This window comes from Streptomyces alkaliterrae (assembly GCF_007097205.2).
Classification (GTDB): Bacteria; Actinomycetota; Actinomycetes; order Streptomycetales; family Streptomycetaceae; genus Streptomyces; species Streptomyces alkaliterrae.
Genome location: NZ_VJYK02000419.1, coordinates 1 through 3,759 on the forward strand (window position 1 = coordinate 1; position 3,759 = coordinate 3,759).

At 74.2% G+C, this 3,759-nt stretch carries 3 protein-coding genes; 2 read left to right on the forward strand and 1 reads right to left on the reverse strand.

Annotated features, from left to right (window positions below; translation table 11 throughout):
- Positions 1-198: 198 nt before the first annotated feature.
- Entirely contained in the window at positions 199-2,361 is a 2,163-nt protein-coding gene (locus tag FNX44_RS24865) for a glycosyltransferase family 4 protein (protein WP_143651238.1), read from the forward strand.
- 42 nt (positions 2,362-2,403) lie between these two features.
- Here the strand turns inward: FNX44_RS24865 and FNX44_RS24870 are convergent, their stop codons facing one another.
- Complete coding sequence (locus FNX44_RS24870) at positions 2,404-3,093, reverse strand: NAD(P)-dependent oxidoreductase (protein ID WP_143651239.1); 690 nt, start codon at positions 3,091-3,093, stop codon at positions 2,404-2,406.
- Between the two features lie 103 nt (positions 3,094-3,196).
- Here FNX44_RS24870 and FNX44_RS24875 point away from each other — a divergent pair.
- A partial coding sequence (locus FNX44_RS24875; protein WP_173019280.1) for a TetR/AcrR family transcriptional regulator occupies positions 3,197-3,759 on the forward strand: 563 nt, incomplete at its 3' end.

The window sequence follows — 3,759 nt, forward strand, 5'->3', positions numbered from 1 at the left end:
TCCCCGACCCGCCCCCGCCGGCCGTGTGAGGGCCTGTCCGGGCCGCGTGGGGCGCCCCGCCGCGTGGCGGGGCGGCGGTGCGGGCCGGGCGCACGCATGATGGGAGATCCGCCCGTTCTGTGTCGGGAGCGTACGCGCGCCCTGCCTTCGGGCTGGTGGTGTCCGTTCGTCGTGAGCACCGCGCCCTGGAGGCCGCAGGTGAAGATCGCTTTTCTGGTCTACAACATGTACGGCATCGGCGGGACCGTCCGGGCCGTCGCCAACCTCGCCTCCGCGCTGAGCGAGCACCACGAGGTGGAGGTCGTCAGCGTCTTCCGGCGGGCCGACAGTCCGCGCTTCCCGCTCGACTCCCGGGTGCGGCTGACGCCGCTGATCGAAGCCCGGCACCGGGCGTGGCGGTACGCCCACCCCAGCGGGCTCCGGCCGTCCACCATGTTCCACGACCCGGGTCCCGCCGGCAGCGCCGTGCCGCCGAGCCGGCTGGCGGACCGCCGCGTCGCCGCCTACCTGCGGCGCTGCCGCGCCGACGCCGTCGTCGCGACCCGCCCGCTGCTCGTCGGCTACCTCGCCGAGTACGGGCGCCCCGACCAGTTGCGCGTCGGCTGGGAGCACCGCACGCTCGACTCGCACAACCCCGACCTGCGCGAGGAGATGCTGGCCGCCGTCGCCCGCCTCGACGCCTACGTCACCGTCTCGGAGGCGGACGCCCGGCAGTGGCGGGCGGCCCTACCGGCGTACGGCGGCGCCGAGGTCGTCGGCCTGCCCAACGCCGTGCCCGCGCCGCTCGTCGACCCGCTCCAGCCCCCGCACCCCCGGGTGCGGGCGGACTCCCGGACCGTGGTGGCCGTCGGTCGCCTCATCCCCATCAAGCGCTACGACCGGCTGATCGAGGCGTTCGCCAAGGTCGCCGCCGTGCGCCCGGAATGGGACCTGCGCATCTACGGCAGCGGGCGCACCGAGGGCCGCCTCCGCCGCCGCATCGACGCACTCGGCCTGGGCGACCGCGTCCGGCTGATGGGCGCGCACGCACCCATCGAGACCGAGTGGGCCAAGGCGGCCGTCGCGGCCGTGTCCTCCGACGGCGAGTCCTTCGGGATGACGCTGGTGGAGGCGATGCGCTGCGGGGTGCCCGTCGTCTCCACGGACTGCCCGTTCGGCCCCGCCGAGATCGTCACGCCCGGCGTCGACGGGCTGCTGGTGCCGCTGGAAGGCGGCAGCGACGCGTACGCCGACGCGCTGCTGCGGCTCGTCGACGACCCGGAGGAACGACGACACCTCGGCGAGGCCGCCCTGGCCACCGGCCGCCGCTACGACCCGGCCGACATCGCCCAGCGCTGGACCGGTCTCCTCGCCGAGCTGACCGGAGGCCGGTCACCCCACGCCTCCTCCCGCCGCAGGCCGCCGGGCGCCGCGCTCGGCGCCCTCTCCGGCGCCGTGTTCGCGCTGGGGGAGGGGGCCGGGCGCGTCCTCGCCGCCGTCGCGTCCCGCCGCCGGACCGGTGCCCGGCGTGTCGACCCGCGGGCCCGCCCGCTGCCCGCGCGCTGCGCGGTGACCGAGGACGGCTCGCTGCGCGTCGTGCTCGACCCGTCCGCGGTCACCGCCGACGAACTCCGCGCCGGCGAGCTGGTGTTCCGACGGCGCGGCGGCGGCGACCACGCGATCCGGCTGCCGATCACCGACCACGGTCCGGACGGCGTACTCCTCTCCCGCGCCGACCACGCACTGGCCGAGGGGCGTTGGGACTGCCGCCTGGAGCCGCGCATCCAACCGACCTCCACCCGCGCGGACTTCGCCCGCCCGGTGGCCGTCACCCTGCTCGACTCCGCCGCGCTGGTGACGCTGCCGCTCGCCACTGACAGCGGCCGCGTCGCCCACTGGGTGCCGTACACCACGGCCGACGGCCACCTCGCCCTGCGCACCTGGCTGCGCCCGGCGCACGCCGAGGTCGAACAGGTCATCGCGGGCGAGCACGCCGTCACGGTCGTCGCCCGGCTGCTTCCCGCGACGGACCCGGCCCCGGACCCCCGGATCGTGGTCTGCGGCCCAGGCCCGGAATGGGAGATCCCGGTGCGTTCGGCCGACGGCCCGTCCCGCATCGAGTTCTCCCTCGACTACGCGACCGCTCTCGAACACCGCACGGCCGCCCGCGACACCGTGTGGGAGCTGCGCTACCGCCCGGGACCCGGCGGTGGCGCCGTCCCCCTCGGCCGCATCGCCGGCGACATCCCGGACCGCCGTCGCACCGACCGCTACCCGGCCGTCACGCTTGACCACCCCACCCACGGCCCCACCCGCCTCCGCCCGGTCTTCACCTCCCGCAACGGCCTCGCCCTCGCGATGACCGCAGTGCCGACCGACTGAGTCGACCGCAGTGCCGACCGGCCGAGTCGACCGCCGTCGCCGTCACACCTTGTGCCCGTGGGCGAGCGCGCTCGCGCTGAGCCGGCCGACGATCGCCGGCGCCTCCCGCACGAGTGAGTCGTCCGTCAGCGCCTCCACCATGAACAGCGCGAAGTCCACCCGCCGGGTCAGGTCGCTGGCCAGCACCGGGTCGCCGACGTGCCGGCTCCACAGCGGAAGCCCCTGGCTGGGGCCCTCCTCCAGTGAACTGCCGCGCACGACCGTCCACCGGGTGTCGCTGTCGAAGACCCGACGGCACGCCTCCACCTGGTCGTCGATCTCGACGTACCTCACGAGCTTGCCCACCCAGGTGGCGGCCCTGACGCCCAACCGGAACATCCGCGAGTACCTGTCCTGCCCGTCCCTTGTGATGTGCCACCCGCAGGAGAACACCAGCCGGGCGTCGGGCCGGGCGTGGTCGAGTACCGCCTGCGCCGTGCCCGACGAGTACTGCCGCACGCCCCACGGGACCAGTACGGTCAGCACGCCGTCGCAGTCGGCGACCGCGCGACGGATGACCTCCGGATCGTCCGTCGCCCCGGGGACGATCGTCATCCGCCCCTCGAACTCGGCCAGCTTCGGCACGCTGACCTCCCGGCACACGCCGACCACCTCGTAGCCGCGTTCCAGGGCGTGCCGGACCATGTACCGCCCCAGCTTCCCCGAGGCCCCGACCACACAGACCTTCCTCATTGCCTTCTCCCACTCCGTCGTTCGTCGACCTTACGTTGTAAGGAAAGGTAGCCTTACACGGTAAGGCGGTCAACCGCAGGGATACCCGGAGAGGAGAACCGACATGGGGGAGCAGAAGCCGCGCCGCGGCCGCACGGCGGCCCGAGCCCCGCTCAGCCGCGACCGAGTGATCCGTGCCGCGATGGCGGTCGCCGACGAGAAGGGCACGGCGGCGCTGACCATGCGCGCGGTCGCCGGGCGACTCGGCGTCGAGGCGATGTCGCTCTACCACCACGTCGCCGGCCGCGACGACATCCTCAACGGCATGGTCGACGCCGTCTTCGCCGAGATCGACCTCCCTTCCCCCGACCTCGACTGGCGAACCGCCATGCGCCACCGCACGACCTCCGCCCGCGCCGTGCTCCTGAACCACCCCTGGGCGGTAGGCCTACTGGACTCCCGCCCCCACCCCGGACCCGCGACACTCCGCCACCACAACGCCGTCCTCGGCACACTCCGCGCCGCCGGCTTCTCCGTCCCCGAGGCCGTACACGCCTTCTCGCTGATCGACAGCTACCTCTACGGCTTTGTCATCCAGGAGACCAGCCTGCCGTTCAAGAACCGCGCGGAACTCGACGAGGTCGGCACCGCCGCCCAGGCGGAGATCAACTACAAGTTCAACACCCT

Coding starts and splice junctions, on each gene's coding strand:
- FNX44_RS24870 (WP_143651239.1), bottom strand. CDS start 3,093: ATGAGGAAGGTCTGTGTGGTCGGGGCCTCGGGGAAGCTGGGGCGGTAC.